We start from the raw sequence: 24,135 nt of genomic DNA on the forward strand, positions 1-24,135 counted from the left end.
GAGAGCGAGGGACTTCCCGTGCGCCGCGCAGTCTGTCCGGGGTCGTTCGACCCCATCACCAACGGCCACCTCGACATCATCGCCCGAGCCTCCAAGCTCTACGACGTCGTGCACGTCGCGGTGATGATCAACCAGTCCAAGAAGGGACTGTTCGAGGTCGAGGAGCGGATCAAGCTGATCCGCGAGGTCACGGCCGAGTTCGGCAACGTCGAGGTGGAGGCGTTCCACGGCCTCCTCGTCGACTTCTGCAAGCAGCGCGACATCCCGGCCATCGTGAAGGGCCTGCGCGCCGTCAGCGACTTCGACTACGAGCTGCAGATGGCCCAGATGAACAACGGCCTGTCCGGCGTCGAGACGCTCTTCGTGCCGACCAACCCGACGTACAGCTTCCTGTCGTCCTCCCTGGTCAAGGAGGTCGCGGCCTGGGGCGGCGACGTCTCGCACCTGGTTCCGCCGCAGGTCCACGAGGCACTGACGGAGCGCCTTCCCAAGAAGTGACACGCACGCGCGAGTTGGGCTTACAGTCGTCTCGTCCGTCTCAACAACCCTCTGACGAGAACGAGAGAGTGGCGAGCACACGGTGGACGTGCAGAAGAAGCTCGACGACATCGTCGGCACGGTCGGCGGGGCGCGCTCGATGCCCATGTCGGCCTCGTGCGTGGTCAACCGCGCCGACCTGCTCGCGATGCTCGAGGAGGTGCGCCAGGCGCTGCCCGGCTCCCTCGCGCAGGCCCAGGAGCTGATCGGCGGCCGCGAGCAGATGGTCGAGCAGGCCCACGCGGAGGCCGAGCGGATCATCGAGAGCGCACGCGCCGAGCGCAGCACCCTGATCGCCGACACGGAGATCGCCCGCCAGGCCCAGGCCGAGGCCGACCGGATCCTCGCCGAGGCCCGGCAGGAGGCCGAGGAGATCAAGGCGGAGGCCGACGACTACGTCGACTCCAAGCTGGCCAACTTCGAGGTCGTGCTCAACAAGACGCTCGGCTCGGTCGGCCGCGGCCGCGAGAAGCTGCTCGGCACCGGGCCCGGCCTCGACGCGGAGGGCTACGAGGACGAGGACGCCCCCGAGCGCAGCCACGACCCGGAGACGCTGCGCCGCGACGCGGACGCCTACGTGGACACCAAGCTCGGCGCCTTCGAGGCGGTGCTCGCCAAGACCCTGGAGGCCGTCGGCAAGGGCCGCCAGAAGCTGCACGGCCGGATCGCCACCGACGACCTCGGCACGCTGACCGGGGACGGCGAGGGCCAGGCGCACACCAGCGACGCCGACTACCTCGCGGGCCTCGCCGAGATCGGCGCCCAGGACCAGCGGCCGGCCGCCCCGCAGGCGCCCCAGGCCCCGCCGATGCAGGTCCCGCAGATCCCCGCGCAGGCCCCCGAGCCCGCGCCCGCGTACGCGCAGCAGGGCCAGGACCCGTACGGCTACCAGCAGCAGCCCTTCGCCGCGCAGCAGGACGCGTACGGCGGCTACCAGCAGGACCCGTACGCCGCGTATCAGCAGGACCCGTACGCGTACCAGGCACAGCAGGCCCAGCAGCAGGACCCGTACGGATACCAGCAGCAGGCACAGCAGCCGCAGCAGCAACAGCAGCAGGCGCAGGACGGGGCGCTCGACGAGACGAGCCTCTTCGACACCAGCATGATCAGCCTGGAGCAGATGCGGCACTACGAGCAGGGGCGCTGAGCGCGCGCCTGCCCGCTCCGGGGGCAGATTGGGCCGTGAGCGAAAGGTCCAGTACCCTGGTTCTTCGGTCGCGCGTACACGTGCGTTCCGAGCTGCCCGGAACGACAAGGGCGGCAACCCCCCCAGAGCTTCGAAGAACGAAAGCAGGATCGGCCCTGAGTACGCATCTCGACCACCGCAACCCGTTCGTGTTCGATACGCACGAGCTGGGTCGGCGTCCGGGTGCCATGCAGCGGTTGTCCCGCACGATCGACGCTCCCAAGGAGTTCGGTCTCCTGGGGGTCATCGAGGTGCCGGAAGGCGCCCCGGTGGAGCTCGAGCTCCGTCTGGAGTCGGTCATGGAAGGGGTGCTTGTCACAGGCACCGCCCGTGCATCGGCGAAGGGGGAGTGCGTAAGGTGTCTGGAGCCGCTCGTCCAAGAGGTCGACGCGGACTTCCAGGAGATGTTCTCGTACCCTGACGCCGACGACCGGGGCCGTCCCAAGGACGACGCCGGCGACGACGCCGAGGACGACGAGGACAGGCTCTTTCTCGAGGACGGCCTGTTCGACCTCGAGCCGGTGCTGCGCGATGCGGTGGTGCTCGCACTGCCGATGCAGCCGGTGTGCCAGGAAGACTGTGAGGGTCTGTGCTCCGAGTGCGGAGTGCGTCTCGCGGACGAGCCGGGCCACCACCACGACGCCGTCGACATCCGTTGGGCGGCTTTGCAGGGACTCGCTGAATCCATCCAGGACGGCGAGAAGGACGAGATGAGCGGCGCCGAAGCGGAAGCGGGCGTCGACGAGAAGCAGGAGAAGTAGCCGTGGCTGTTCCGAAGCGGAAGATGTCGCGCAGCAACACGCGCCACCGCCGGTCGCAGTGGAAGGCTGCGGTCCCCACCCTGGTTTCGTGTGAGCGTTGCCAGGAGCCCAAGCAGCAGCACATCGCGTGCCCGTCTTGCGGCACCTACAACAAGCGCCAGGTCCTCGAGGTCTGAGCGGCTGGTGAGAGGCACAGTGTCGAGCCCCAAGAAGGCGGATGACGCCAAGAAAAAGGTGGACACGACAGCCTCGTCCCACACGCTTCTGGAAGGGCGGCTCGGGTACAAGCTCGAGTCCGCCCTTCTGGTGCGTGCGCTGACACACCGTTCGTACGCGTACGAGAACGGTGGCCTGCCGACGAACGAACGCCTGGAATTCCTCGGCGACTCGGTCCTCGGCCTCGTGGTCACCGACACGCTCTACCGCACCCACCCCGACCTGCCGGAAGGCCAACTGGCCAAGCTGCGGGCCGCGGTGGTCAATTCGCGTGCACTGGCGGAGGTCAGCCGCGGGCTCGACCTGGGCTCCTTCATCCGGCTCGGCCGGGGCGAAGAGGGCACGGGCGGCCGGGACAAGGCGTCGATCCTCGCCGACACCCTCGAAGCGGTGATCGGTGCGGTGTACCTGGACCAGGGTCTGGACGCGGCGGGCGAGCTCGTCCACCGCCTTTTCGACCCGCTGATCGAGAAGTCCTCGAATCTGGGTGCCGGCCTGGACTGGAAGACCAGTCTCCAGGAGCTGACGGCGACCGAAGGGCTCGGTGTTCCCGAGTACCTGGTCTCCGAGACCGGCCCGGACCACGAGAAGACCTTCACTGCTGCCGCCCGCGTCGGAGGCGTCTCGTACGGCACCGGCACCGGCCGCAGCAAGAAGGAAGCGGAGCAGCAGGCCGCCGAGTCCGCGTGGCGTGCGATTCGCGCCGCGGCGGACGAGAAGGCCGCTGCCGCCGGGGTCGAGACGGCCCCCGGAGCGTAACCGCTCCGCTTCCTGAGCCCGTCCTTGTCGGTCCGACCGGCGGGGGCGGGCTTCGTATGTCCCTACATGGCTGGAGGTCCGACGTGCCGGAGTTGCCCGAGGTCGAGGTCGTGCGGCGGGGGCTCGAGCGGTGGGTGGCGCACCGGACCGTCGCGGCCGTCGACGTGCTGCACCCGCGGGCCGTGCGCCGGCACGTCGCGGGCGGGGAGGACTTCGCTCGGCGGCTCGAGGGGCTGACCATCGGCGAGCCGAGCCGGCGCGGCAAGTATCTGTGGCTGCCGCTGGAGGGCACGCACCAGTCCGTCCTCGCGCACCTGGGCATGAGCGGGCAGCTCCTCGTGCAGCCGCACGAGGCGCCCGACGAGAAGCATCTGCGCATCCGTGTCCGCTTCGACGACGACCTGGCCACGGAGCTGCGCTTCGTCGACCAGCGCACCTTCGGCGGGCTCTCGCTGCACGACAACGACGACAACGGGCTGCCCGACGTCATCGCGCACATCGCCCGCGACCCGCTCGACCCGCTCTTCGACGACGCCGCGTTCCACACCGCCCTGCGCGCGAAGCGCAGCACCATCAAGCGCGCCCTGCTCGACCAGTCGCTGATCAGCGGCGTCGGCAACATCTACGCGGACGAGGCGCTGTGGCGCGCCAAGCTGCACTACGAGCGCCCCACGTCGACGTTCACACGCCCCCGCACGGCCGAACTCCTCGGCCACGTAAGGGACGTGATGAACGCGGCGCTGAGCGTCGGCGGCACCAGCTTCGACTCCCTGTACGTGAACGTGAACGGGGAGTCGGGCTACTTCGAGCGGTCCCTCGACGCGTACGGGCGTGAGGGGCTGCCCTGCCGGCGATGCGGGACGCCGATGCGCAGGCGCCCGTGGATGAACCGGTCCAGCTACTACTGCCCGCGCTGCCAGCGCCCGCCGCGCATCGCGCCCTAGTCGCCGGTCAGTAGCCGAAGTCCTGTGTCCACCAGGGGCCGCCCGAGCCGAAGTGGACGCCGACGCCGAGGGTCTTGAAGTCGCAGTTCAGGATGTTCGCCTTGTGGCCGGGGCTGTTCATCCACGCGTCCATGACCGACTGCGCGTTGGCCTGGCCGCGGGCGATGTTCTCGCCGCCGAGGTCCGTGATGCCGGCCTTCTTGGCGCGGTCCCAGGGCGACGCCCCGTCCGGGTCGGTGTGGTCGAAGAAGTCCCGCGCGGCCATGTCGTCGCTGAACGCCGTGGCGAGCGCGGCGAGGCCGCTGTCCGCCGTCACGGGGGAGCACCCCACCTTGGAGCGCTCCCGGTTGACGAGGGAGAGGACCTGCGCGGCGGCCGCCTTCTCCGACGTGCTCGCGGCGCTGCCCGCCGAGCCGCCCGCGGGCGCCTGGGTCCGCGTGGGCCTCGCCGGGGCGGTGGTGGCCGGGGCGGCGCTCTTCGTGCGCGTATCGCCGTCCGACGCGGGGCGGGACGTCCGCGGTGCCTTCGACGGCTTCTTGGCCGGTGCGGACGACGACGCGGAGGTGGACGGGGAGGCGGAGGGCGTGGCGCGTTCGGTGTCGCGGCTGGCCGCGGAGGGCGCCCGGTCGTCGATCTCGCCGCCGGTGCCGCCCTGCGTCGACACGTCGGGGGAGTCGGCGGCCTCGACCTTGCTGCCGCCGCCGTCGCCGAGCTTGAAGCCGCTGCCGCCCGGGATCAGGCCCGTGGTCACGGCGACCGCGCCCATCGCGACGGCCGCGGATGCGCCCAGCAGGCCGGTGCGCAGCGGGACGCCGTCCCGGCGCTTGCGGTGGTGGGAGGCACCGGTCCTGGGCGCGGTCGGCGACGTCGGGGGCGGCGGGTACTCCGCGTAGCCCTGCGCGAAGTCGCTCGCGTGCGGGCGGCTCGCGGCGGAGCGTCGGTGGCGTCCCATGTCCTGGCCTTCCTCGTCCTCTTGGTCCTCGCGGTCGTCACTGTGGTGCCTGCTTCTCACCCGTACGAGTGAGGTTCGATGGTCGGGGACGCTACCCCAACTCCCCAGGGGACGAAGTGCTCCGAGTGCTTTTGGCCGGTTAGCGTGCACCCATGAACGAAGAAGTACGGCTGACCGCGTGGGTGCGCGGACGCGTCCAACGTGTGGGTTTTCGGTGGTTCACCCGTGCACGTGCTCTGGAGATCGGCGGCCTGAGTGGCTTTGCTCTCAATCTCGACGACGGGCGTGTCCAAGTGGTCGCCGAGGGGCCCCGCGACAACGCCCAGCAACTGCTCGACTGGCTCCACGGCGACGACACACCCGGCCGCGTCGACGGAGTGACTGAGATCTGGGACACGCCCCGCGGCGGCTACGACGGGTTTGCCATTCGCTGAACCGTCACCGCAGGCGGGCGCGGGGGAGGGGGCGGCGAACGTGCCGCGGGCACCCGCCTCGGGCAGAAACGCCCTGGTGGTTGCCAAGAACGGGGACTCGTGGCAGGCTCCCCGGCAACGGATGATCTCTACGCCCCCGGGCCCCGGACGTGAGGCCGCACCGCAGGTTCTGCGGCGTGAAGCCCCCGGTTTGCCCGCCAATACGGGGCGTGATCGTGTTGACCGTCAAACTTTTTGGTGAGACTCTGGAAGTCCCCGCGCACCTTAGCTGTTTGGCATGTGAGAACGGCAGCAAAACAAGAAGTGCCAAGCACCGCGGGTGCGATTCCCTCACGACCCACACCGATTCGGTCGGTCACTCAGTGTGGAGGACCATCCATCATGGCAAAGGCGCTTCTCGGTTACGTCGGCGGCAGCGACCCGCGACTTCTCGCCGAGATGCGACGGCTCCAGCAGCGCGTCCAGGACCTTGAATCCGAGCTCGGCCGGATCCAGGCCGAGAACGACGCGCTCGCGGCTGCCGCTTCTCACGACGCTCACTTCGAGGTCGACGTACCCCAGGCGGAGCCTGCGCTCACCTGACCACCCCCAGCGACGTAGGTGGTCGGGCTGCCAGTCACCAGCCGCTCGACAGTGACACAAGGGACGCTTCGGCGTCCCTTTTTTCTTCCGGGCGCCCCCGCGCACCGCTGACTTCACGCCCGGTTTCCCCGACGTTCTTCATGTCTGATGTGCCCTGCATGTTCATGGGTGAAACCGCGGGTTCATGGAGTGAGACAGGGGTGGCCGGTAGAGTCCGACGGCGTGCACCTCAAGGCCCTGACCCTGCGTGGGTTCAAATCGTTCGCCTCGGCCACCACCTTGCGGTTCGAGCCGGGCATCACCTGCGTCGTGGGTCCCAACGGTTCCGGCAAGTCCAATGTCGTGGACGCGCTCAGTTGGGTCATGGGCGAGCAGGGCGCCAAATCGCTGCGCGGCGGCAAGATGGAGGACGTCATCTTCGCCGGCACCACCGGGCGGCCACCGCTCGGCCGCGCCGAGGTCTCCCTCACCATCGACAACTCCGACGGCGCGCTGCCCATCGAGTACGCCGAGGTCACCATCACGCGGATCATGTTCCGCAACGGCGGCAGCGAGTACCAGATCAACGGCGACACGTGTCGACTTCTCGACATCCAGGAGCTGTTGTCGGACTCCGGCATCGGGCGCGAGATGCACGTCATCGTCGGGCAGGGCCAGCTCGACGGCGTGCTGCACGCCGACCCCATGGGCCGCAGGGCCTTCATCGAGGAGGCCGCCGGCGTCCTCAAGCACCGCAAGCGCAAGGAGAAGGCGCTGCGGAAGCTGGACGCGATGCAGGCCAACCTCTCCCGCGTACAGGACCTCACCGAAGAGCTGAGGCGGCAGCTGAAGCCGCTGGGCAGACAGGCCGCCGTCGCGCGCCGCGCCGCCGTCATCCAGGCCGACCTGCGCGACGCGCGGCTGCGGCTGCTCGCCGACGATCTCGTACGGCTGCGGGGTGCGCTCAGCGCGGAGGTCGCGGACGAGGCGGAGCTGAAGCGGCGCAAGGCAGCGGCCGAGGACGAGCTGAAGAAGGCGCAGCTGCGCGAGGGGCATCTGGAGGACGCGGTCAGGCAACTGACGCCGCGGCTCCAGCGCGCGCAGCAGTCCTGGTACGAGCTGTCGCAGCTCGCCGAGCGGGTGCGCGGGACCGTTTCGCTCGCCGACGCGCGGGTCAAGAGCGCCACGGCCGCGCCCGCCGAGGAGCGGCGCGGGCGCGACCCGGAGGAGCTGGAGCGCGAGGCCGCGCGGGTGCGCGAGCAGGAGGCCGAGCTGGAGGCCGCGCTCGAGGCGGCGCAGATCGCCCTCGACGAGACGGTCGCCCACCGCTCCGAGCTCGAGCGGGAGTTGGCGGTGGAGGAGCGCCGCCTCAAGGACGTCGCGCGGGCCATCGCCGACCGCCGCGAGGGCCTCGCCCGCCTCCAGGGCCAGGTCAACGCCGCCCGCTCCCGGGCGGCCTCCGCGCAGTCCGAGATCGACCGGCTCGCCGCGTCCCGTGACGAGGCGCAGCGGCGGGCGGAAGCGGCGCAGGAGGAGTACGAGCAGCTGAAGGCCGAGGTCGACGGGCTCGACGCCGGGGACGAGGAGCTGTCCGCGCGGCACGAGGAGGCCAAGGCGGCGCTCGCGGACGCGGAGGCCGCGCTGAGCGCCGCGCGGGAGGCCGCCACGTCGGGGGAGCGCAAGCGGGCGGCGCTCGCGGCCCGGCACGAGGCGCTCGCGCTCGGGCTGCGGCGCAAGGACGGAACGGGCGCGCTGCTCGACGCGAAGGAGCGCCTCGCGGGGCTCCTCGGCCCCGCCGCCGAACTCCTCTCGGTGACCCCCGGCTACGAGGTGCCGATCGCGGCGGCCTTCGGCGCGGCGGCCGACGCGATCGCGGTGACCACGCCCACCGCCGCCGCAGAAGCGATCCGCCTCCTGCGCAAACAGGACGGGGGGCGGGCGTCGCTGCTGCTGGCGGGCGACCCTGGGGCCCCCGGCGGCACGGCTTCGTACGGCTCCGGCGGCGCCCCGGACGCGTACCGCTCCGGATCCCGGCCCTCCGACCCGGGCACGGAAACGCACCGGCCCGACGGCCCCCCGGCCGCCGCCGACCTCGTGCGCGGGCCCGACGAGTTGATGCCCGCCGTGCGGCGGCTGCTGCGCGACGTCGTCGTCGTGGGGACGCTCGAGGATGCCGAGGACCTGGTGTACGCGCGGCCCGAGTTGACCGCCGTGACCGCCGAAGGGGATCTGCTCGGGGCGCACTTCGCGCAGGGCGGCTCCGCGGGCGCGCCCAGCCTGCTGGAGGTGCAGGCCTCCGTGGACGAGGCCGCCGCCGAGCTGGAGGAGTTGGACGCGCGCTGCGAGGCGTGGGCCGAGGAGCAGCACGCGGCGGCCGAGCGCCGCACCGAGTGCGCGGCCCTGGTCGAGGAGTTGGGGCAGCGGCAGCGGGCGACGGAGCGCGAGCGATCGGGCCGCGCCCAGCAGCTCGGCCGCCTCGCGGGACAGGCCCGCGGCGCCGCCGGTGAGGCCGAGCGCAGCGCCGCCGCGGCGGCCAAGGCGCAGGACGCGCTGGAGAAGGCCGTCCAGGACGCCGAGGAGCTGGCCGAGCGGCTCGCCGTGGCCGAGGAGCAGCCGGCGGACGAGGAGCCGGACACGTCCGTGCGGGACCGGCTGTCCGCCGACGGGGCCAACGCGCGGCAGACGGAGATGGAGGCGCGCCTCCAGGTCCGTACGCACGAGGAGCGGGTCAGGGGCCTCGCGGGCCGCGCCGACTCGCTGGACCGCGCCGCCCGCGCCGAGCGGGACGCCCGCGCGCGGGCCGAGCGGCAGCGCGCCCGCCGCCGCTACGAGGCCGCCGTCGCCGAGGCCGTCGCCTCCGGCGCCCGCCAGCTGCTCGCCCACGTGGAGGTGTCGATCACCCGCGCCGACGAGGAGCGCACCCTCGCCGAGCGCGCGAAGGCGGCCCGTGAGCAGGAGCTGGCCGCCGAGCGGGCGCGCGGTCGCGAGCTCAAGGAAGAACTCGACAAGCTGACGGATTCGGTCCACAAGGGCGAGGTACTCGGCGCCGAGAAGCGGCTGCGGATCGAGCAGCTGGAGACCAAGGCGCTGGAGGAACTCGGTGTCGAACCGGCGGGGCTCGTCGCGGACTACGGTCCTGACCAGCCCGTGCCGCCCTCGCTCCCCGCCGAGGGCGAGGAGCTGCCGGAGGACCCGGAGCACCCGCGCAACAAGCCCCGCCCGTTCGTCCGTTCGGAGCAGGAGAAGCGGCTGAAGTCCGCGGAGCGCGCGTATCAGCAGCTCGGAAAGGTCAACCCGCTGGCCCTGGAGGAGTTCGCGGCGCTCGAGGAGCGCCACAACTTCCTCAGTGAGCAGCTGGAGGACCTGCGCAAGACCCGGGCCGATCTGCTTCAAGTGGTGAAGGAGGTCGACGAGCGCGTCGAGCAGGTCTTCACGGAGGCCTACCGGGACACCGCGCGCGAGTTCGAGGGCGTCTTCAGCCGGCTGTTCCCCGGCGGCGAGGGGCGGCTCGTCCTGACCGACCCGGAGAACATGCTCACGACGGGTGTCGACGTCGAGGCCCGGCCGCCGGGCAAGAAGGTCAAGCGGCTCAGCCTGCTCTCGGGCGGCGAGCGCTCGCTGACCGCGGTGGCGCTCCTGGTCTCCATCTTCAAGGCGCGGCCCAGCCCGTTCTACGTGATGGACGAGGTCGAGGCCGCCCTCGACGACACCAATCTGCAGCGCCTGATCCGCATCATGCAGGAGCTGCAGGAGGCCTCGCAGCTCATCGTGATCACGCACCAGAAGCGCACGATGGAGGTCGCCGACGCGCTGTACGGGGTCTCCATGCAGGGCGACGGGGTGTCGAAGGTCATCAGCCAGCGGCTGAGCTAGCCGCCGCGCGCACCTCACCTAGCAGTGTTCAAGCCTTGAACGCATCACGACACGCCCACGCCTGAAATTAACAGCACCCGAAGTATTGACTTCAAAACATGAAGGCATAGTCTCTGCAACGTTGCTTTTACCTTCAGGTGGTGGGCGGCGTGAACCTGTGCGCCACTGGAATCACATCTGAAGGGCTCGCCCCCACCCCCGGCAGCGCAGCCGGTGGCCCGAGGAGTACATGTGACCAGCAGTACGGCCCCCAAGTCCGGAGCCCGGGAAGCCAGGCCCGAGCATCTGAGCCATGTCATCTTCATCGCGGCGGCCGCCGCGATGGGCGGTTTCCTCTTCGGCTACGACAGTTCCGTGATCAACGGCGCGGTCGAGGCCATCCGTGACCGGTACGACATCGGGTCTGCCGCGCTCGCTCAGGTCATCGCCATCGCCCTGATCGGCTGCGCCATCGGCGCCGCCACCGCGGGCCGCATCGCCGACCGCATCGGCCGCATCCGTTGTATGCAGATCGCGTCCGTGCTGTTCACCATCAGCGCCGTCGGTTCGGCGCTGCCCTTCGCGATCTGGGACCTCGCCTTCTGGCGGATCATCGGCGGCTTCGCCATCGGCATGGCCTCCGTGATCGGCCCGGCGTACATCGCCGAGGTCGCCCCGCCCGCCTACCGCGGCCGGCTCGGCTCCTTCCAGCAGGGCGCCATCGTCATCGGCATCGCCGTCTCGCAGCTCGTCAACTACGCGCTGCTCCAGGCGGCGGGCGGCAACCAGCGCGGCACCCTGATGGGCCTCGAGGCCTGGCAGGTCATGCTCGGCGTGATGGTCATCCCGGCCGTCCTCTACGGTCTGCTCTCCTTCGCGATCCCCGAGTCGCCGCGCTTCCTGATCTCCGCCGGCCGCGTCGACCGCGCCAAGCAGGTCCTCGAGGAGGTCGAGGGCAAGGAGGTCGACCTCGACGCCCGCGTCGCCGAGATCCAGCACGCCATGCGCAGCGAGCACAAGTCCACGTTCAAGGACCTGCTCGGCGGCAGCTTCTTCTTCAAGCCGATCGTCTGGATCGGTATCGGCCTCTCGGTCTTCCAGCAGTTCGTCGGCATCAACGTCGCGTTCTACTACTCCTCGACGCTGTGGCAGTCGGTCGGTGTCGACCCGACGGACTCGTTCTTCTACTCGTTCACGACGTCGATCATCAACATCATCGGTACGGTCATCGCGATGATCTTCGTCGACCGGATCGGCCGCAAGCCGCTGGCCCTGATCGGTTCGGTCGGCATGGTGATCGGTCTGGCCCTGGAGGCCTGGGCGTTCAGCTACGACCTGGTGGACGGCAAGCTGCCGGCGACGCAGGGCTGGGTCGCCCTGGTGGCGGCGCACTTCTTCGTCCTCTTCTTCGCCCTGTCGTGGGGTGTCGTCGTCTGGGTCTTCCTCGGCGAGATGTTCCCGAACAACATCCGCGCCGCGGCGCTCGGTGTGGCCGCATCGGCCCAGTGGATCGCCAACTGGGCGATCACCGCGAGCTTCCCGTCGCTGTCCGACTGGAACCTCTCCGGCACGTACGTGATCTACACGATCTTCGCCGCGCTCTCCATCCCCTTCGTGCTCAAGTTCGTGAAGGAGACGAAGGGCAAGGCGCTGGAGGAGATGGGCTGACGCCCAGCGCCTCCCACGAACCCGGGGAGATGGGCTCAAGTCCCCGCTGCCATCTCCCCGCTGCCGTCACTGCCCCGGCTGATCGACCTACGACTGGTCCTTCAGCCGGGGCAGTACGTTTTCGCAGTACAGCTGGAGGCTGCGGCGCCCCTCGTCCAGGGGCATGCCGCCGGACAGCGGGTGCAGGACGTAGTTGTCGAGCCCCTGCGCCAGGCACTCGTCGGGCGTGAGCACCCGGTAGACGCCCTCGGCACGCAGCTCGTCCACGGTGCCCGCGCCCGACTTCACCGCCGACTTGATGTCCCCCGACTGCCACGACGCGTAGGTCCGCGCCTCGTGCAGGAAGTGCTTCCCGTGCGTGGCCCAGGTGCGGTCCGGGTCCTCGGAGATGTGCAGGAGCGGGGTGACCTTGCCCGGCATCATGGTCCAGCCCTCGGTCCCGTACTCCTGAAGGCGCTCGTTGTAGTACGACTCCAGCTCGGGCAGGTGGGCGCTCGGGAAGAAGGGGAGCCCGAGGCGGGCCGCCCGGCGCGCCGCGGCCTGCGAGGAGCCGCCGACCAGGAGCAGCGGATGCGGCTGGGTGAAGGGGCGGGGCGTGACGCGGACCCGCCGCCCGCGGAACTCGAACTCCTCGCCGGTCCACGCCTTGAGCAGCGTCTCGAGCAGCTCGTCCTGGAGCTTGCCGCGCCGCTTCCACTCGACGTCGAACTGGGCGTACTCCTCCGGCCGGTAGCCGATCCCGGAGACCGTCACGAGCCGCCCGCCGCTGAGCAGGTCGAGTACGGCGATGTCCTCCGCGAGCCGGAGCGGGTCGTGCAGCGGGCCGATGATCGCGGAGACGGTGACGGCGATCCGTTTCGTGGCGCCGAGGACCGCGCCCGCGAAGGTGAAGGGGGAGGGCAGCCAGTTGTTGGCGACGCCGTGGTGCTCCTCGGTCTGCACCGTGTCGATGCCCCGTTCGTCGGCGTAGCGCGCCATCTCGACGGCCGCCTGGTAGCGGGCGGCGAGCGACTCGGGCGTGCCGGCGGGGTCGACGAGATTGAACCGTACGACGGACACGGGCATGAGAAGTCCCCCTTCACGCGGGCACGCGGGCTCTGGTGAAGGGGGACGGTAGCTGACGGGGCGTCAGGAAGCCATGGCCGCGGCGGGGTCGGGCTCCTCGGGGGCCTTCGTGGTGTCGGCCGGCTTGGGCAGCGCCAGGTACAGCAGGCCGGAGACGACGATCGTGACGATCCAGCCGAGGCCGTACTCACCCACGAAGTTGTTCGTGGCGAGCGGGCCGCTGAACCAGGAGGAGGACGTGAACAGCAGGCCGACGACCAGGCCGACCGCCCAGGCGACGCACGCGGCGGGGGAGAAGCCGCCCTTGTACCAGTAGGCGCTGGTGCGGGTCGTGTCGATCAGGGCCGCGCCGTCGTAGTGCTTGCGCTTGAACATGTCCGCGCCGAAGACGCCGACCCAGGCGGAGAAGGCGACCGCGAGCAGCGAGAGGAACGAGATGAACGAGCTCATGAAGCTCGTCGCGACCAGCATCAGGATCGCGCCGAAGACCAGCGAGATCACCGCGTTGATGGAGACGGCCCAGTGCCGCGGCACCTTGAAGCCGAGGGTCTGCGCGGTGAAGCCGGCCGAGTACATCGACATGGCGTTGATCAGCAGCATGCCGACCAGGGCGATCAGCAGGTACGGCACCGCGATCCACAGCGGCAGGATCTCGCCGAGGAACGAGACCGGGTCCTGCGCGCTGGCGAGGTCCGGAACGGAGACCGCCATGACGGAGCCCATCAGGACCATCGGGAGCACGACGATGCCGGCGCCGCCGATCGAGTTCCCCACGATGCCCTTCGTCGACGCGGTGCGCGGCAGGTAGCGCGTGAAGTCGGGGGAGGACGGGATCCAGCTGACGCCACCCGCGGCGATCATGCCGATGCCCGCGACCATCAGGGACGTCTTGCCCGCGGGCTGCCCGAAGACCTCGGACCAGTCGGTGTTGATGATCAGGTAGACGAGCACCAGGACCGAGAAGACGCCGAAGAGGTACGTCGCGTACTTGTTGCACATCTGCACGACGTTGATGCCGAGGCCCGAGATCGCGAACGTGGCGCACACGAACAGCAGCAGGGTGAGGATCACCAGGAAGTTGTTCTGCTTGATGCCGAACAGGATGTCCAGGACGGTGAGCACGGCGTACGCGCCGGTCACCGCGTTGATCGTCTCCCAGCCCCAGCGCGCGATCCAGATCAGCGAGCCAGGCAGCAGATTGCCGCGCTGGCCGAACACGGCGCGCGACAGCGCCATGCCGGGCGCGCCGCCGCGCTTGCCCGCGATGCCGATCAGGCCCACGAGCCCGTACGACACGATGGGCGCCGCGACGGCGACGCCGATGGCCTGCCAGAAGTTGAGCTTGTACTGGACGACGAGGCTCGCGCCCATCGTGAGCAACAGCACACTGATGTTGGCGGCGACCCAGGTCGGGAAGAGCTCGCGGGTCTTGGCTGTGCGCTCGGCGTCCGGGACGGGCTCGATGCCGCGTGTCTCCAGCGCGCCTTCGGCTTCGGCGGTCTTGCTCATGCGGTGGGGTTCCGTGCCTCTCGCTCGGCTCGGCCGTGGGGGCGGCGGGGAGCCGGTGGGGGTGGCGGGCCCGCGGGGTGGGCCCATGTGTGGCGGGTTGCCGTGATCGCGTTGGACTCTACGCGCGTTGACGCAACCACTGCCATCGTACTTTAGTCCGAGTCGAACCCATCAGAGTCCTTTGTCCTTCGTGGGAAGCTACGAACAGGGCCTCGATCGAGCCCATGACTGATACTGGACGGGTTATGGAAACCGTCATCCTTGCTGTAGTCATCGCCGTGGTCGTGCTCGGCGCGCTCGGCGGGCTCGTGGTCGGCAGCCGCAGGAAGAAGCAGCTGCCTCCGCCCCCGCCCTCGGCGCCCGACATCACCGCCGCCCCGCCCACCGAGCCGCACGTCGGCGAAGAGGCCGAGACGCCGCGCGACGAAGCGCGGCGCACGATCGAAGAGGTCGACCTCCCGACGGCCGAGCCGACCGTCGAGGAGGAGCCCGAGGCCCCGGCCGCCGAGGAGCCCGCCGCCCCCGAGGTCGAGGTTCCGGAACCCACCGCGGGCCGCCTGGTGCGGCTCCGCGCCCGCCTTTCCCGGTCGCAGAACGCGCTCGGCAAGGGCCTGCTCACCCTCCTGTCCCGCGAGCACCTCGACGAGGACACGTGGGAGGAGATCGAGGACACGCTGCTCACCGCCGACGTCGGCGTGCAGCCCACCCAGGAGCTGGTCGAGAACCTGCGCGAGCGCGTCAAGGTGCTCGGCACCCGCACGCCCGACGAGCTGCGCGCGCTGCTCCGCGAGGAGCTCCTGAAGCTCGTCGTCCCCGAGTTCGACCGCACCGTGAAGACGGAGAACGTCGCGACCGAGGGCACGACGCCCGGCATCGTGATGGTCGTCGGCGTCAACGGCACCGGCAAGACCACCACCACGGGCAAGCTCGCCCGTGTGCTCGTCGCCGACGGCAAGAACGTGGTGCTCGGCGCCGCCGACACCTTCCGCGCGGCCGCCGCCGACCAGCTCCAGACCTGGGGCGAGCGGGTCGGTGCCCGCACCGTGCGCGGCCCCGAGGGCGGCGACCCGGCCTCCATCGCGTTCGACTCCGTCAAGGAGGGCATCGAGGAGGGCGCCGACGTCGTCCTCATCGACACCGCGGGCCGGCTGCACACCAAGACCGGCCTGATGGACGAGCTCGGCAAGGTCAAGCGGGTCGTGGAGAAGCACGCGCCGCTCGACGAGGTGCTGCTCGTGCTCGACGCGACGACGGGGCAGAACGGTCTGGTGCAGGCGCGCGTGTTCGCCGAGGTCGTCGACATCACGGGCATCGTGCTGACCAAGCTGGACGGCACGGCCAAGGGCGGCATCGTCGTGGCCGTGCAGCGGGAGCTGGGCGTGCCGGTCAAGCTCGTCGGGCTCGGCGAGGGGCCGGACGACCTGGCGCCGTTCGAGCCGGAGGCGTTCGTGGATGCGCTTATCGGCGAGTAGACGCTTCGCTTCGGCGCGGGAGGCCGCGGTCGGGCTGCTCTGGATCGGAGCAGTGCGGCTGCGGCTTTTTCGTGGCCCCTTTGCGCCTACGCGGACGGTGAGCGGTGCGCCACGTAGGCCAGGGTGCCGAGCAGCAGCCGTGCCTGTGGTGGCTGGTTCGCCGTGTCCAGGGACGGCGGGCGCAGCCACGTCGTCGGGCCGAGGCCGCCGCGGTCGGACGGGGGCGCCGTGACGTACGCGCCCGCGCCCAGCGCGTGCAGGTCGAGGGCCGCGTCGTCCCAGCCCGTCCGGTAGAGCAGCGTGGGCAGTTCGGCGGCTGCGCCGGGGGCCACGAAGAAGTGGGCGCGGCCCTCCGGGGTGGCGACGACCGGGCCGAGGGGCAGGCCCATGCGCTCCAGGCGGATGAGCGCGCGCCGCCCGGCGGCTTCCGGCACATCGATGACGTCGAAGGCCCGGCCCACCGGCAGCAGTACCGCGGCCCCGGGGAACCGGCCCCAGGACTCGGTCACCTCGTCGAGCGTGGCCCCCGCCTTCACCACGGCGTCCGGGTCGAGGGGGTGCGCCCCGGGGGCCGGGCAGCCGGCCTTCCCGCAGGAGCACGCCGAGCCGACGGCGCGGGCGCCGGGCACCACGTCCCAGCCCCAGAGTCCGGTGTACTCCGCCACCGTGGTGCAGTCCGAAGCGCGGCCGGACGTGCGGCCGCGGCGACGTGAGCCGGAGCGCATCTCGCGCATGCCGCCGATCGTGAAGCCCATGCCCCCTCCAACACATCCTGCGCGCCGGTGGTTACGTGGCGGAATCGGATCGTTACCCGACGCGCACGCTACTCCGAGTGAACCGGAGCCGTGTGACATTCGGGGTGGTGCGCCCCGTGTCGTGCGCCCCCGTCCACCCTGGTCCGCCTACTTCCGGCTGTCCTATGTCAAGTGAATCGCGTGCGAGCCCAACTGAGTTCATTCGAAGGGGTGGCGAATGGTGGCGTTTCAGTGTTCGCCCTCGCCGGAGGGGTGATCGTAGGATTACTTTCAGTGCATGAGCCCTGGGGGTCAGTGCACCCGTGGGTATGCCGGAGGCAAGTCGGTTTCCTGTTCGAGGAGTGACAACTGCCGGACGGGAAGCCTGGTTTGACGGCATCCTGGTAGGGCTTGCGGGCAAGAGTGTGGAGAACGGCGGACGACGGAACTTCACACGCGGCGTCTTAGATGGCTTCAGGGATGGGGGCGTTCCAGTGGGCGGCAGCGGCGGTAGCGTCACGAACGCTGAGAAGCGCCCGAACGAACTGCTCGGTTCGTGGTTCGTGCGCAGCGGCTGGTCCAAGGGTGAGCTGGCGCGCCAAGTGAACCGCAGGGCCCGGCAGTTGGGTGCGAACCACATCTCGACGGACACCTCCCGCGTGCGCCGATGGCTCGACGGGGAGAACCCGCGCGAGCCGATCCCCAGGATCCTCAGCGAGCTGTTCTCCGAGCGCTTCGGCTGCGTCGTCGCCGTCGAGGACCTCGGCCTGCGCGCCGCGCACCAGGCCCCGTCGGTCTCCGGCGTCGACCTGCCCTGGACCGCCCCCCAGACCGTGGCGCTCATCGGCGAGTTCTCCCGCAGCGACCTGATGCTCGCCCGCCGCGGTTTCCTCGGCAGCTCCCTCGCCCTCGCCGCGGGCCCCGCCCTGATCGAGCCGATGCAGCGCTGGCTGGTCCCCACCCCCGGCGGCGCGCAGGCCGGGTCCGAGCCGGAGTCCGCCGCCCAGCGCCGGGGGAACCGGCTGTCGAAGCCGGAGCTCGACCTCCTCGAGTCGACCACGGTGATGTTCCGCCAGTGGGACGCCCAGTGCGGCGGCGGCCTGCGCCGCAAGGCCGTCGTCGGCCAGCTGCACGAGGTGACCGACCTGCTGCAGGAGCCGCAGCCGGAGGAGACCACGAAGCGCCTGTTCAAGGTCGCCGCCGAACTCGCCGAGCTGGCGGGCTGGATGAGCTACGACGTCGGTCTCCAGCCCACCGCCCAGAAGTACTTCGTCCTCGCTCTGCACGCCGCCAAGGAGGCGGGCGACAAACCGCTCGGCTCGTACGTGCTGTCCAGCATGAGCCGCCAGATGATCCACCTCGGCCGGCCCGACGACGCGCTGGAGCTCATCCACCTCGCCCAGTACGGCAGTCGGGACTGCGCCAGCCCGCGCACCCAGTCCATGCTGTATGCGATGGAGGCCCGCGCGTACGCGAACATGGGGCAGCCCGGCAAGTGCAAGCGCGCCGTGCGGATGGCCGAGGACACGTTCACCGACGCCGACGACTGGGACGAGCCGGACCCCGACTGGATCCGCTTCTTCTCCGAGGCCGAACTGCACGGCGAGAACAGCCACTCGTACCGCGATCTCGCCTACGTCGCGGGCCGCAGCCCCACGTACGCGTCGATGGCGGAGCCCGTGATGGCCCGCGCGGTCGAGCTGTTCGGGAAGGACCCCGAGCACCAGCGCTCGTACGCGCTGAACCTGATCGGGATGGCCACGGTGCACCTGCTCCAGAAGGAGCCCGTGCAGTCCACGGTGCTCGCGGGGCAGGCCCTGGAGATCGCCAGGAAGGTCCGCTCCGAGCGCGTCAACACCCGCATCCGCAAGACCGTCGACAATGCGACACGCGACTTCGGTGACGTCGCCGAGGTCATCGACCTCACCGAGCAGCTCGCGCTGCACCTGCCCGAGACCGCCGAAGCCGCGGTCTGACGGGCGGGGGAGCACCCCAGAACCCCGGCCACGGCCACCGTCCCGAAACAGCCCGACTCGGCTCCCCTACGCCAGGTCATTCGGACGGAGGCCGTGGTCGGCCTGTTTCCGGCACTTCATGCATCCGTAACACCCGCGACCTCTTCGTCACTGCGGCGAAACATCGAGGGGCACCGGCGGAAACGGTGCTGCGCCAATGTCTGGCGCATAACCGGCCCCCGTGACGAGGAGACGCCGATGGCAGCAGCCATCACGCTGGCGGCAGACGCACCCACGCTGTCGCCCGCCAACACAGGCTTCATGTTGATCTGTTCCGCCCTGGTGATGCTGATGACGCCGGGCCTCGCCTTCTTCTACGGAGGCATGGTCCGCGTCAAGAGCACCCTGAACATGCTGATGATGAGCTTCATCAGTCTCGGGATCGTGACGATCCTGTGGGTGCTCTACGGCTTCTCCGTCGCGTTCGGCACCGACAAGGGCTCGCTGATCGGCTGGGACGGCGACTTCGTCGGGCTCAGCGGGATCGGCCTCACCCAGCTCTGGGACGGCTACACGATCCCGGTCTATGTCTTCGCCGTCTTCCAGCTGATGTTCGCCGTCCTCACGCCCGCGCTGATCAGCGGCGCGCTCGCGGACCGCGTGAAGTTCAGCGCGTGGGCGCTGTTCATCGCGCTGTGGGCCACGATCGTGTACTTCCCGGTCGCCCACTGGGTGTGGGGCACCGGCGGCTGGGCCTTCGACCTCGGCGTGATCGACTTCGCGGGTGGCACGGCCGTGCACATCAACGCCGGTGCCGCGGCGCTCGGCGTGATCCTCGTGATCGGCAAGCGCGTCGGCTTCAAGAAGGACCCGATGCGTCCGCACTCGCTGCCGTGGACGATGCTCGGCGCCGGCCTGCTGTGGTTCGGCTGGTTCGGCTTCAACGCCGGGTCCTGGCTCGGCAACGACGACGGCGTCGGCGCCCTGATGTTCATCAACACGCAGGTCGCGACCGCCGCCGCCATGCTCGCCTGGCTGATCTACGAGAAGATCCGGCACGGCGCGTGCACCTCGCTCGGCGCCGCCTCCGGTGCCGTCGCGGGCCTCGTCGCCATCACTCCTTCCGGTGGTTCCTGCTCGCCGCTCGGCGCGATCGCCATCGGCGCCATCGCCGGTGTGCTCTGCGCGATGGCCGTGGGCCTCAAGTACAAGTTCGGCTACGACGACTCGCTCGACGTCGTCGGCGTCCACCTGGTCGGCGGCGTCGTCGGCTCCCTGCTCGTCGGCTTCTTCGCCACGGGCGGCGGCCAGTCCGACGCGGCGGGCCTGTTCTACGGCGGCGGCCTCGACCAGTTCTGGAAGCAGTGCGCCGGGGTCGGCGGCGTCCTCGCCTACTCGCTGATCGTCTCCGCGGTCCTCGCCTTCGCCCTCGACAAGACCATCGGCATGCGGGTCAGCGAGGACGACGAGGTCTCCGGCATCGACCAGGCCGAGCACGCCGAGACCGCCTACGACTACAGCGGAGCGGGCGGCGGCAGCATGGCCCGCCAGGCGGTTCCCACCCCGGCAGGCGCGCAGGTTTCCCAGGACAAGGCCAAGGACAAGAAGGTCGACGCATGAAGCTGATCACCGCCGTCGTCAAGCCGCACCGGCTCGACGAGATCAAGGAAGCCCTCCAGGCCTTCGGGGTGCAGGGCCTGACCGTGACCGAGGCCAGCGGATACGGCCGTCAGCGCGGCCACACGGAGGTCTACCGCGGCGCCGAGTACACCGTCGACCTGGTACCCAAGATCCGTATCGAGGTCCTGGTGGAGGACGACGACGCCGAGCAACTGCTGGATGTCGTGGTGAAGGCCGCACGGACCGGCAAGATCGGGGACGGCAAGGTCTGGGCGGTCCCCGTCGAGACGGCCGTGCGGGTGCGCACCGGCGAACGCGGGCCGGACGCGCTGTAACGGACATGGACGGAAGCGGGAGTCGCCGGGTGACGAGCATGAACGACGTACGTGCTGATGCGGAGGACTCGGGATCCGGCGGCTATGCGGCGGCCCGGCTGCGCCTTCTCCAGGGGGAGGCGCGGTCCGGGCCGCCGCGCCGTGCCGCCCTCGCCGAGCTCACCGACGACTGGCTCGCCCAGCTGTTCGGGGGAGGGGTGCCCGGGGTCTCGCTCGTCGCGGTCGGCGGCTACGGGCGCGGCGAGCTCTCCCCGCGCAGCGACCTCGACCTGCTCCTGCTGCACGACGGCTCGGCGGACCCCGACGCGGTCGCGGCGCTCGCCGACCGCATCTGGTACCCGGTCTGGGACCTCGGTCTCGCCCTCGACCACTCCGTCCGCACGCCGGCGGAGGCCCGCAAGACCGCGGGCGACGACCTCAAGGTGCAGCTCGGGCTGCTCGACGCCCGGCACGTCGCCGGTGACCTCGGGCTCACGGCGGGGCTGCGCACTGCCGTGCTCGCGGACTGGCGCAACCAGGCGCCCAAGCGGCTGCCCGAACTGCGCGAGCTGTGCGAGGAACGGGCCGAGCGCCAGGGCGAGTTGCAGTTCCTCCTCGAACCCGACCTGAAGGAGGCGCGCGGCGGTCTGCGGGACGCCACCGCGCTGCGCGCCGTCGCCGCGTCCTGGCTCGCCGACGCGCCCCGCGAGGGCCTCGCCGAGGCGCGCCGCCGCCTCCTCGACGTACGGGACGCCCTGCATCTGGCGACCGGGCGGGCCACCGACCGGCTCGCGCTCCAGGAGCAGGACCAGGTCGCCGCCGAACTCGATCTGCTGGACGCCGACACGCTGCTGCGGCAGGTGTACGAGGCGGCGCGCACCATCGCGTACGCCAGCGACGTCACCTGGCGCGAGGTCGGGCGCGTCCTCAAGTCCCGGTCCTCCAGGCCCCGGCTGCGGTCCCTGCTCGGCGGCGGGAAGCAGGCGCCGGTCGAGAGGTCGCCGCTGGCCGAGGGCGTCGTCGAGATGGAGGGCGAGGTGGTGCTCGCCCGCGCCGCCAAGCCCGACCGCGACCCGGTGCTGCCACTGCGGGCCGCCGCTGCCGCCGCCCAGGCCGGCCTTCCGCTGTCGCTGCACGCGGTGCGCCGGATGGCGGCCGCCGCCCGCCCACTGTCCGCCCCCTGGCCCGCCGAGGCCCGCGAACAGCTGGTCACCCTGCTCGGCGCGGGCCGCCCGACCGTCGAGGTGTGGGAGGCCCTCGAGGCCGAGGGCCTGATCACCCGGCTGATCCCGGACTGGGAGCGGGTGCGGTGCAGGCCGCAGCGGAACGCCGTGCACACCTGGACCGTCGACCGGCACCTGGTCGAGACCGCCGTGCGGGCCGCCGAACTGACGCGCCGGGTGCACCGGCCCGACCTGCTGCTCGTCGCCGCGCTGCTGCACGACATCGGAAAGGGCTGGCCCGGCGACCACTCCGTCGCGGGCGAGGTCATCGCGCGGGACGTCGCCGCGCGGATCGGCTTCGACCGCGCCGACGTCGCCGTGCTCGCCTCCCTCGTACGGCACCACCTGCTGCTCATCGAGACCGCGACGCGGCGCGACCTGGAGGACCCGGCGACCGTGCGGTCCGTCGCGGACGCGGTCGGCTCGACCGGCACCCTCGAACTGCTGCACGCGCTGACCGAGGCGGACGCGCTGGCCACCGGGCCCGCCGCGTGGTCGGCCTGGCGGGGCTCGCTCGTCGCCGACCTGGTCAAGCGGGTCGCCGCGGTGCTCGCGGGCGACGAACCCGACGACCCGGACGACGCGGAGCCGACGGCCGAGCAGGAGCGGCTCGCCGTGGAGGCGCTGCGCACGGGAGGGCCGGTGCTCGCGCTGCGGGCGCAGCCGGACGCCGTGCCGACCGAGGCGGACACGGCCGAACCGGAGCCCCTCGGCGTCGAGTTGGTGATCGCGGTGCCCGAGCAGGACGGGGTGCTTCCGGCCGTGGCGGGCGTGCTGGCGATGCACCGGCTGACCGTGCGGACGGCGGAGCTGCGGGCGCTGCGGCTGCGCGAGGTGGAGGGCGACGCGCTGCTCCTGAACTGGCGGGTCGCCGCCGAGTACGGCTCGCTTCCGCAGGCGGCCCGGCTGCGCGCCGATCTCGTACGGGCCCTGGACGGTTCGCTGAACATCGCGGCGCGGCTCGCCGAGCGGGACGCCGCGTATCCGCGCAGGCGGGGCGTGGTGGCGCCGCCCGCGCGGGTCTCCGTGGCCTCGGCGGGCTCGCGGCGTGCGACGGTGATCGAGGTGCGGGCGCACGACGCGCCGGGCCTGCTGCACCGGATCGGTCGGGCCCTCGAAGGGGCCGGGGTGCGGGTGCGTTCCGCGCACGTGTCGACGCTGGGCTCCAACGCGGTCGACGCGTTCTACGTGGCCGGGGCCGACGGCGGTCCGCTGCCCTCGGAGCGGGCGGCGGACGTGGCGCGGGGGCTCGAGGAGGCGTTGCGGGGGTGAGGCCGTACGGGGCCGGGGCGGGTGCGTCCCGGCCCCGTGGGCGTCACTTGGCGGCGATGAAGCCGTTCGAGCGCAGGAAGTACAGCGCCGCCTGATCGGCGCTCCTGCCCTCCAGGTCGACCATCCCGTTGAGCTTGATGATGGTCTTCTCGGTGAGCGCGTCACCGAGCTTCTTGGCGAGCTTCGCGAGCTGCGGGTACTTCTTCGCGGTCTCGTCGCGCACGGTCAGCGCGGCCAGCTCCGTGGTGAAGTGCCCCTTGTCGTCGTCCAGGACCTTCAGGTCGAGCGACTCCAGGCGGGCGTCCGTCGTGAACACCTCGGCGAACGCGCAGGGACTGCCCTTCGCCACGTTCACGAAGTTCAGCGCGAACGCGTTCTGGTAGACCTGCGGCGCCGGGAAGCTCAGCTTGTACGGGCTGCGCTCCAGGGCCGTCAGCTCGCGGTCGAGGAACTCCGACGCGCCGCACAGGGTGGCGTCGTCCGGATGGTTCCTCGCCAGCTTCGCGAGGTCGCTGATCGAGTCGACCTTCCCGGCCGGGCCCGGTGCGTCGGCGGCGCGCGCCATCGCGTACTGGTTGCCGAACTTGGCGGGCCCGAGCCACTTGATGCGGTGCTTCTTCAGGTCCTCGCGCGACGTCGCCGCGAACTGCGCCGCGCTGCCCCGCACGGGCTTGTCGTGCTGGAGGAACTGGGTCCAGCCGGTGCCGGAGTAGTCCCAGTACATGTCGATGTCGCCGCTCTGGAGCGCGCTGCGCGCGATCGTCGTGCCCTGGAGCCCCGTCTGGTCCTTGGTGCTCGCCCCCGCGGCCTCCAGCGCGTACTTCGTGATCTTGCCGAGGATCTGCTGCTCGGTGAACTCCTTGGATCCGACCGTGAAGTGCGCGCCCTTCAGGTCGACGTCCTGGGCGATCGAGCCGCCGGTGAGCTGCTTCTGGCTCGCTGTGCGCGGCAGGTCGCCGGCCGAGCCGCCGGACGCGCCGGTGTTCGTGCAGCCGGTCAGCGCGGCGCCGCCGAGCAGGGCGGCGCAGAGCGCGAGGGACAGCGGCCGCAGCCGCTTGTGTGTCGTCACGGTGTTTCCGGGTGTCGTCACTTCTCTTCCAG

At 71.0% G+C, this 24,135-nt stretch carries 20 protein-coding genes; 15 read left to right on the plus strand and 5 right to left on the minus strand.

Features of this window, described 5'->3' with window-relative positions; genetic code table 11:
* Positions 1 to 18: 18 nt before the first annotated feature.
* The 6 genes from coaD (at position 19) to mutM (ending at position 4,403) form a co-directional block, all read left to right on the plus strand.
* Complete coding sequence (gene coaD, locus ACTWJ8_RS27135) at positions 19 to 498, plus strand: pantetheine-phosphate adenylyltransferase (protein WP_356388929.1); 480 nt, start codon at positions 19 to 21, stop codon at positions 496 to 498.
* 82 nt (positions 499 to 580) lie between these two features.
* Positions 581 to 1,684, plus strand: a complete 1,104-nt coding sequence (locus ACTWJ8_RS27140) for an ATP synthase F0 subunit B (protein WP_356388931.1) — start codon at positions 581 to 583, stop codon at positions 1,682 to 1,684.
* A 155-nt stretch (positions 1,685 to 1,839) separates the two neighbouring features.
* Positions 1,840 to 2,484, plus strand: coding sequence for a YceD family protein (locus tag ACTWJ8_RS27145; RefSeq protein ID WP_356389069.1), 645 nt, complete (start codon positions 1,840 to 1,842; stop codon positions 2,482 to 2,484).
* A 2-nt stretch (positions 2,485 to 2,486) separates the two neighbouring features.
* Positions 2,487 to 2,660 carry a 50S ribosomal protein L32 gene (rpmF, locus tag ACTWJ8_RS27150; RefSeq protein WP_026165248.1) on the plus strand — a complete coding sequence of 58 codons (174 nt, stop codon included), beginning with the start codon at positions 2,487 to 2,489 and terminating at the stop codon, positions 2,658 to 2,660.
* A 7-nt stretch (positions 2,661 to 2,667) separates the two neighbouring features.
* Positions 2,668 to 3,459 carry a ribonuclease III gene (gene rnc / locus ACTWJ8_RS27155; RefSeq protein WP_356388933.1) on the plus strand — a complete coding sequence of 264 codons (792 nt, stop codon included), beginning with the start codon at positions 2,668 to 2,670 and terminating at the stop codon, positions 3,457 to 3,459.
* Between the two features lie 83 nt (positions 3,460 to 3,542).
* A complete protein-coding gene (mutM, locus tag ACTWJ8_RS27160; protein WP_356388935.1) occupies positions 3,543 to 4,403 on the plus strand; it encodes a bifunctional DNA-formamidopyrimidine glycosylase/DNA-(apurinic or apyrimidinic site) lyase in 861 nt (286 codons plus the stop codon).
* Between the two features lie 7 nt (positions 4,404 to 4,410).
* Here the strand turns inward: mutM and ACTWJ8_RS27165 are convergent, their stop codons facing one another.
* A complete protein-coding gene (locus tag ACTWJ8_RS27165; RefSeq protein ID WP_443260493.1) occupies positions 4,411 to 5,355 on the minus strand; it encodes a CAP domain-containing protein in 945 nt (314 codons plus the stop codon).
* A 152-nt stretch (positions 5,356 to 5,507) separates the two neighbouring features.
* Between ACTWJ8_RS27165 and ACTWJ8_RS27170 the strand changes: the two genes are divergently transcribed.
* The 4 genes from ACTWJ8_RS27170 to ACTWJ8_RS27185 all read left to right on the plus strand — a co-directional run bounded on the left by ACTWJ8_RS27170 (position 5,508) and on the right by ACTWJ8_RS27185 (position 11,870).
* Positions 5,508 to 5,789 (plus strand): acylphosphatase, encoded by a 282-nt coding sequence (locus tag ACTWJ8_RS27170; protein ID WP_356388939.1) that lies wholly within the window; start codon positions 5,508 to 5,510, stop codon positions 5,787 to 5,789.
* Positions 5,790 to 6,170: 381 nt separating this feature from the next.
* A complete protein-coding gene (locus ACTWJ8_RS27175; RefSeq protein WP_356388941.1) occupies positions 6,171 to 6,371 on the plus strand; it encodes a hypothetical protein in 201 nt (66 codons plus the stop codon).
* A gap of 222 nt (positions 6,372 to 6,593) precedes the next feature.
* A complete protein-coding gene (smc, locus tag ACTWJ8_RS27180) occupies positions 6,594 to 10,223 on the plus strand; it encodes a chromosome segregation protein SMC (protein ID WP_443260494.1) in 3,630 nt (1,209 codons plus the stop codon).
* 231 nt (positions 10,224 to 10,454) lie between these two features.
* A complete protein-coding gene (locus tag ACTWJ8_RS27185) occupies positions 10,455 to 11,870 on the plus strand; it encodes a sugar porter family MFS transporter (RefSeq protein ID WP_443260495.1) in 1,416 nt (471 codons plus the stop codon).
* 87 nt (positions 11,871 to 11,957) lie between these two features.
* On the opposite strand, the gene ACTWJ8_RS27190 is transcribed toward ACTWJ8_RS27185, so the two are convergent.
* Positions 11,958 to 12,935, minus strand: a complete 978-nt coding sequence (locus tag ACTWJ8_RS27190; RefSeq protein ID WP_443260496.1) for an LLM class flavin-dependent oxidoreductase — start codon at positions 12,933 to 12,935, stop codon at positions 11,958 to 11,960.
* 63 nt (positions 12,936 to 12,998) lie between these two features.
* Positions 12,999 to 14,444 carry a cytosine permease gene (locus ACTWJ8_RS27195; RefSeq protein WP_356388947.1) on the minus strand — a complete coding sequence of 482 codons (1,446 nt, stop codon included), beginning with the start codon at positions 14,442 to 14,444 and terminating at the stop codon, positions 12,999 to 13,001.
* A gap of 245 nt (positions 14,445 to 14,689) precedes the next feature.
* Between ACTWJ8_RS27195 and ftsY the strand changes: the two genes are divergently transcribed.
* A complete protein-coding gene (ftsY, locus tag ACTWJ8_RS27200; protein ID WP_443260497.1) occupies positions 14,690 to 15,916 on the plus strand; it encodes a signal recognition particle-docking protein FtsY in 1,227 nt (408 codons plus the stop codon).
* Positions 15,917 to 16,002: 86 nt separating this feature from the next.
* On the opposite strand, the gene ACTWJ8_RS27205 is transcribed toward ftsY, so the two are convergent.
* The gene (locus ACTWJ8_RS27205; RefSeq protein ID WP_356388951.1) at positions 16,003 to 16,671 is read right to left on the minus strand and encodes a bifunctional DNA primase/polymerase; all 669 of its coding nucleotides are present in this window, start codon (positions 16,669 to 16,671) and stop codon (positions 16,003 to 16,005) included.
* A 473-nt stretch (positions 16,672 to 17,144) separates the two neighbouring features.
* On the opposite strand from ACTWJ8_RS27205, the gene nsdA reads away from it, so the two are divergent.
* From nsdA to ACTWJ8_RS27225, 4 genes are all read left to right on the plus strand, one after another.
* A complete protein-coding gene (nsdA, locus tag ACTWJ8_RS27210) occupies positions 17,145 to 18,626 on the plus strand; it encodes a transcriptional repressor NsdA (protein WP_356388953.1) in 1,482 nt (493 codons plus the stop codon).
* 237 nt (positions 18,627 to 18,863) lie between these two features.
* Positions 18,864 to 20,225 (plus strand): ammonium transporter, encoded by a 1,362-nt coding sequence (locus ACTWJ8_RS27215; protein WP_356388955.1) that lies wholly within the window; start codon positions 18,864 to 18,866, stop codon positions 20,223 to 20,225.
* Positions 20,222 to 20,560, plus strand: a complete 339-nt coding sequence (locus tag ACTWJ8_RS27220; RefSeq protein ID WP_266714579.1) for a P-II family nitrogen regulator — start codon at positions 20,222 to 20,224, stop codon at positions 20,558 to 20,560. Before ACTWJ8_RS27215 ends, ACTWJ8_RS27220 begins: the two co-directional genes overlap by 4 nt.
* A 38-nt stretch (positions 20,561 to 20,598) precedes the next feature.
* Positions 20,599 to 23,034 (plus strand): [protein-PII] uridylyltransferase, encoded by a 2,436-nt coding sequence (locus ACTWJ8_RS27225; protein WP_443260498.1) that lies wholly within the window; start codon positions 20,599 to 20,601, stop codon positions 23,032 to 23,034.
* Between the two features lie 43 nt (positions 23,035 to 23,077).
* On the opposite strand, the gene ACTWJ8_RS27230 is transcribed toward ACTWJ8_RS27225, so the two are convergent.
* The gene (locus ACTWJ8_RS27230) at positions 23,078 to 24,103 is read right to left on the minus strand and encodes a glycine betaine ABC transporter substrate-binding protein (RefSeq protein ID WP_443260499.1); all 1,026 of its coding nucleotides are present in this window, start codon (positions 24,101 to 24,103) and stop codon (positions 23,078 to 23,080) included.
* Between the last annotated feature and the right edge of the window lie 32 nt (positions 24,104 to 24,135).

The organism is Streptomyces sp. SDT5-1, assembly GCF_052245995.1.
In the GTDB taxonomy this organism is placed as follows: Bacteria; Actinomycetota; Actinomycetes; order Streptomycetales; family Streptomycetaceae; genus Streptomyces.